Here is a 6,663-nt window from a genome sequence, read left to right on the forward strand (position 1 = left end):
AACCCCATTTGATGAGAATGGGCCACAGCCCCAGACCCCAGTCTGCGACAGCGTACCAACACAACTGCAACTTGCATGCCAGAGTGCGAAAACACTCCTGAAAAACACAGACACCCCTTTCAACACTATGAAAAAGCTTGGTAAAATAGTTTTACGGTGCGCATAAGAGGGGTCAGGTAGCAGAACTTCGAGCAATATTCCGCTGCGTCAGTTTAAGCCATTTTTGGCCTAAGAAACCAGTAGATCCTTCACAACCAAACTAAGCTATTGATAAACATCATCAAACAGCTGGCCATTTTTGGCCAGACCTCGGCCGAAAATAGCCAGCTATTGATACATAAAGGAAAATCGGAACGGGTCCTCCAGGACAAGAGGTTTTCAGAGCTAGAGTGGAGCCTTAGAACGCTCCAAGCATCCCTTAATCCCTCAGTCACGGTCTTTGATGAAAGCGAGAAAATATCCGGTTAGGGCTCTTATCGTATACAATCGCGGGGTTTTGATCAGAGTTTTTGCTCCTGCAGTGAAGGATCAATTTCGTCCGCTCTACAGCTATTCTCAAATAAAGTGATCCGAGGCGGATGATTGCAATCCGAGCTACGGATAAGTGCAATTCGCCACAGTTAGGTGTAGCGGCTTGATATTATCGACGGCTCGGCTTGAGAACATCGAGATTTTGGACTCAGATTATTTGAGACTGTAATTTCGCTTCTGCTCAATTTACCTGAGACTGGGCTCGAATTAGTTGAGACAGGCTCAGATTTCTGAAAATAAATGCAACGCACTGAGGTCGTGGGGGATTTGGCAAAGTGGGCCAATACCTGCCATTCGGGTGTTTCTATCAAGGGTTGAGACCAACTTGGATTGATGATGCCGTGGCCTCTGCTTAGTACGGCCCAATCATCAATTGTGGTTCTCATCAAGCTTAAGCAAGTTCCAACACGCCTCTTCTCTCTTTTGAGGGGCCTGCGTTCTGCGATAGAGCATTTTTTCTAGTCTAGAGGGCCACAGTTTCTGGAAACTTCCTCACATATCTTATCAAAGGCAAACACTTATTCCCGAGCAAGCTAATCAAGACTTTTAGAAGAGAGGTTGCAATGAGCACCTGATTGGAGATTACGTAAGGCTTACTTTAGCAACTTATCAGTTCTGGAATGTATAACCCTTCCCCCACTCAGTCAGGATGTGCATTGGATTTGAAGGTTCAATTTCGATCTTTCGCCGCAAGCGCTTGATTAGCGTGTCAACAGAACGATCATCCTTGCCAGCGTGCTGTCGAGTTCTGGCAACGGCAAGTATGTCTTCGCGGGAGAAAACAACGCCAGGGCTTTGCGCAAAAAAACGAAGGACTGCTGCTTCACTTTGAGTGAGCGGTACGGTAAGGCCTTTAATGTTGGAAATGCGCCGCAGCTGAAGATCAAATGTCCAATCTCCAATCTGTATTGCAGAAGCCGTATATTGTTGAGTGTGATCTTTACGACGACGTAGCACGGCTCGTGCGCGGGCTAACATCTCCGGAAAAGTGAATGGCTTGACGATGTAGTCATCGGCGCCAATGTCAAGCAACGCAATGATTGTGTCCTGGTCACTGAGTGAACTCATCATAATGATGGCAGCGTCAGACCGCTCTCTGACTTCCCGGCAAAACACTTTGCCAGAGGGGCCGGGCATGACAATGTCAACAAAGCAGAGATCAAACTTTATCTTGTTCCAAACCTGTCGCGCTTCGGGGACACTTATACACCGATGGGGGGTGTAGCCAGCGCTAACCAAAGCCTTCCCCAACTCTTCTCCGAGGGTGTGATCGTCGTCCACGATCAAAATACTCTCGCTCATCCGGTCTAAACCTTCGATATCCAATTGACTTTGCAACACGCATATATTGTAACATCTGCGTGTCAACTTGTCCCAATGCCGAGATAGATAAATGAAATCAATGAGGTTTTCAGCGCGTCTTACGCTTGGTCAACAACTAATGTTTTTGGTCATTGGGCTGGTATTGGCAGTTCAAGTCGTAAACGTAATTGTATCGCGTGTTGCTGATGTGCAGCTTCTGACAGCTGCTCAAAAAAGCCTTCATCTCACACTGGCTGGTCGGTCTTTCAGTGGTGTCTTAGCCCTGCCAGAAAACAAGCGTGTCCGATATACACAAACCTTATCTAATCTCGCTGTTCATATAGAATGGGGAGTTCCGCGAGCTCTACTTGATGGTGACGAACGGCGCCCAGATATCGAGGCCGAAGCACTTACCTGGTATGGCCGTGCAGGGTTACCCGTCTCAGAAGTCGTTGTGACAGAACGAGGCTTTCCAACTCCTCCTCCTCCCCGCGGAATGGTGGCAGAAGAGACACCTATGTTAGGCCTTGGTGAACCGCCGCGTACTCTTTTGGTAAATGAGCTTGATTGGAAGACGACCCCAAAATGGGTTTTTGAGGAGAAACCGGCACCGTCAAACAATCTTCTGAACTTATTCAGAACCTGGCCACGCGCTGAAGTGTACAGGGTTGCATTGCGCCATGATGCTACAGGCAACTGGCTCACGGTTTATCAGCTCAGGCGCTTACCACCTATCAATGCAGCCTACACGAAGCTTATAACATCGAGTCTGGTTTCTCTTTTAATTGCAGCGGTAGTTTTACTGATTAGTCGGCGTGTTATGGCACCTTTTTGGCACCTTTCTCATCAGGCAGAGCGGCTTGGGCGCGGCGAGACCACTTCCTCTTTGATTGTGCAGGGACCGCGTGATACCCGTGAGATTATCAGGTCTTTCAATCGAATGAATGAGCGCGTTACGCAGGCGGTGGATTATCAGATTGGCCTTTTACGCAGTCTTGCTCATGATCTGAAAGGTCCTTTGGCAGGGATCAAGCAGCTTGTTGATGCCGTTGGTCCGCAAACCACCAGATATCAGATTGAGGCCCGTCTAGATCGCATACAGAGCATTGTTGAATCTATTATGGCTTTTTCTCGTGCGGTGATGCGAGATGGAGACTTCCAGCGTGTAGACCTCACACTTCTGCTGGATGTGGTGATTGAAGAGCGCAGTGAGCTGGGAGATGCAGCTGAAATGACAGACACAGCACCTGTTATCGTGTCATGCCGCGTGAATGCTATCCAAAGGTGCTTATCCAATCTGGTTGAAAATGCTTGCAAGTATGGCAGCGCCGCTCATGTGACTGTTTCTAAGGACGGAGATGAAGCGGTTATCACCATTGATGATAATGGCCCAGGCATCCCAGAAGAGGAACTAGATCGTGTGTTCCAGCCTTTCCAGCGCTTGGCGACAGACATACCCGGTAGCGGCCTGGGGTTGGCAATCGTAAAGACAATTGTAACTGACCAAGGTGGTTCCATAGGACTTTTTAACCGCGCTGAAGGCGGGCTGCGCGCTGAGCTTCGCCTTCCACTCTACCGAAAGAATTAATCAGCCTCTCAAACTGTGACAAGTGTTTGTCACAGTTTGTCACGAGACCTCAAATCAGACCCGCGGTATCCATGTAGGAGTCGGACAATTCTGTCCTTAGAAACTCGGCAATACATTCACCTGACATCTGCTCGGACAACGAATGTATGCACTGACACATGGATTAGAAAATGGCAGATACAATCTGGAGCATCGCTGCAAAGAACTCATATCTTGATGGCAGCTACACATTCGGCTGGATCGCAAGAAAGAATAAAAAGGACTCGAACCTTGTAGGCAGTGACCATAATGATTCAGTGACACTGGACTCATTAGCAAGGAGCGGTAGTAGTGTAAAGAAGAACTCGAACCTCCATTATTATGGTAATGAAGGCATAGATACGTTGAGATATCGTGGAGATAATAATTATTCGACTGATCTCAAGGTTCTCGATGGAAATACCGTCATTGTCGAAGGGGGCCATTCGAAAGATAGCTCACACATCAATTTCAGCTCCCTGGACGTCACTGCACACAATGTTGAGATCTTCGACTTCAACTACACTGATGACACAGCCGACTTTTACGGTCTGTCTTATGGCGTTACGGCCTATGGGGGCGATGGCAATGACTCGCTGAAAGGCACAATGCATGCTGACAAGCTTTACGGAGGTGACGGAAATGACACGCTCGTCGGTAATGGAGGGGATGATTACATTGATGGCGGAGATGACGCAGATACGATCGAAGGTGGCGCAGGGGCTGATCTGATTTTTGGTGGCAAGGGCAACGATATAATCTGGGGTGGCACATCAGGAATTACAGCAGACAGCGCCAATGAAATGTATGGTGGTGATGGCAATGACACCATACATGGTGCGATCTATGTGCAAACAACACCCAATGTCGATATCATCGCAGACAATATCGACATTGCTTATGGCGGTGCAGGTGACGACATTATCAATGGGTATGATGGGAATGATATTCTTGATGGTGGCACGGGCGCTGATAAAATTTACGGAGGAGAAGGCAACGATATCATCTCCTCAGGCTCGCTCAAAGACCAAGCCGTAAGTGACCAGCTTTGGGGTGGTTCTGGTGCGGATATGTTTATCATTGGCGATGGCAGTACTGACTACACGAGCGATTTTGTTCTCGATATATCAGCAGCTTTTCCTAACAAGGGCAGTGATTGGACATCTATTCTGGATGCAGCAGGCAGCGCAGTGGGGATTATACCGGGCGTGAAAGCAATTGGTTCAGTTGCAAAGACTATAGCTTCTGGCTTTGATGCTTACTACACAGCTACCAACTCATCAAAGACAACCTTTACTATTGATGCAGACTGGGGCGAGACTGCCGAAGCTCAGGTCAGAGACTTTAACCCGTTTGAAGATCATATCATGATCCCAATTGCGGCATCCGAGACTGATCTGAATACCCACTACACCTTCGAGTGGGAGACTGCTAACGATTTGGCATTCACATTACGGGACAACCGTGGAACAGCAGACCGTGAAATCCTTGCCGTCCAATGGGCTGACGACCTTGTAGATTATTTTCCTGACTACATGACCGAAAATGGCAAGGGTGTTACGATCAATAGTGATTTTTTTGATGCGCTCAAAGCAAGTTTGAAGGAAAGCTATGTCAACTACGATGGATCTAAGCTCTACTTCGGAGACGAACTACAGGATCTAGGTGAATGGGTCGGTGAAATGGCCGGTTCCAATCTGGGATTCATGGATGTGGGGGCCTATGCTGGTTGGACGATTTACGACAATGAAGCCCCTAACGACATGTGGATTGGCACCAATCTGAACGACATCCTCGGCGCGTTTGTGCCAGCCGAAGCCAACACAACTGCCCCCAGGGAGGGATATTATTCTGATACGGCGTATTTGTATGGTATGGGGGGCGATGATCTTTTGTTTGGTGGTGCAGGCGATGATGTCATCAATGGCGGCGAGAACCTCGACGGCACCGCCGATAGTGATACTATAGCTTTCTTTGGAGCTGATTCCGTCGACATTGATTTGGGCACAAAGATTTGGAAAGAAAATCTTGGCATCTACTACTCAGTTTCCAGTGCGATCTACTCGATTAAGACCGACAATGAGGGCGGACGTATAACGAAGGTAGATAGCGACAAGTTGTACTTCATCGAAAATGTGATCGGATCAGACGGAAACGATATCATTAAAGGTGATGAAGAGCGAAACATCCTTTCAGGTGCTGGTGGAGATGATGAGTTAACTGGAGGGGGGGGCGCCGACACTTTTGTCTTTGCCGCCAACTCTGGGAAGGACACGATAACCGATCTGGACAAAGCCGATGTGCTCGTTTTCGAAGGATTGTCCGCGTCTGAACGCGATGCATTGATCAACTCTCTATCTGATGAAGGCAATAGCCTCTCGATTGATAGTGACAATTCAGTAACCTGGGAAACAAGCCTCCACAAATCGTCATTCCAAACGAGTATCTCCACCAATGAAGGCGATACGGCAACCTATGACGTAACTGTCGCAGCGGCTCAAGCAGCTGAACGAGCGTATCATGCAGGACTTACAAACCTGACAGACGCGCTGAATGCCAGCGCAGCAGACCAATCAACCAACTACGTCAGCGATGATTACCTCGCATTCAACGTTCTTGATGGTGACGTTGATACAATCAACCACACGGGCAAAAGCGATCCAGCCCCATGGTTGAGCATTGATCTGGGAGAAGATGCTCTGATTGAGTTTATTGATCTTGAGAACCGTCAGGACAACTGGACAAGCTCTCGTCTGACCGGAGCTCACATCGAAGTGTTGGATGATGGGGCAGTGGTTTGGTCATCCTCTGATCTGACTTCCGCACACAACCAGCTGATTGAAGTTGGCGGTATAGTTGGTGACGAAGTTCGCATCGATCATGCAGGTGGGCACTATCTGCACATCGCTGAAATCAATATCTATGGTGATTTCATAGCCTAAGACGGCACAAGGACACGGATCTAAGACGGTCCGTGTCTCTCTTATCTCGGGTGGAGTTGTCATTTATAGTTATGTCTAGGACAGCTGACACCTTTCTGGCCTGTCTTGGTGGGCTTCTTGCTTACTTATCCTGAGTGAAACATGTCTTCTCAACAATCAATTTCACGCCAGCGCCCTATGGTGGCAGAGGCGTTTGCGGCGTCTCGGTCCGGGTATGCGGGCGTTGGAGTTTTGAGTCTGGTCATCAACCTGTTGATGCTGACGGGTCCGATGTTCATGCTG

3 protein-coding genes are annotated in these 6,663 nt (G+C 48.3%); 2 read left to right on the forward strand and 1 reads right to left on the reverse strand.

Annotation, left to right across the window (positions count from 1 at the left end; all coding sequences use genetic code 11):
• Nucleotides 1-1,140: 1,140 nt before the first annotated feature.
• Nucleotides 1,141-1,833 (reverse strand): response regulator transcription factor, encoded by a 693-nt coding sequence (locus tag PsW64_RS08790; protein ID WP_063303380.1) that lies wholly within the window; start codon nucleotides 1,831-1,833, stop codon nucleotides 1,141-1,143.
• A 139-nt stretch (nucleotides 1,834-1,972) separates the two neighbouring features.
• Between PsW64_RS08790 and PsW64_RS08795 the strand changes: the two genes are divergently transcribed.
• On the forward strand, nucleotides 1,973-3,421 hold the full coding sequence (locus PsW64_RS08795) for a sensor histidine kinase (protein ID WP_063303381.1): 1,449 nt from the start codon (nucleotides 1,973-1,975) through the stop codon (nucleotides 3,419-3,421).
• 170 nt (nucleotides 3,422-3,591) lie between these two features.
• Nucleotides 3,592-6,381, forward strand: a complete 2,790-nt coding sequence (locus tag PsW64_RS08800) for a discoidin domain-containing protein (protein ID WP_063303382.1) — start codon at nucleotides 3,592-3,594, stop codon at nucleotides 6,379-6,381.
• The last annotated feature ends 282 nt before the right edge of the window (nucleotides 6,382-6,663 follow it).

The sequence above is a fragment of the Pseudovibrio sp. W64 genome, assembly GCF_001623145.1.
Lineage (GTDB): Bacteria > Pseudomonadota > Alphaproteobacteria > Rhizobiales > Stappiaceae > Pseudovibrio.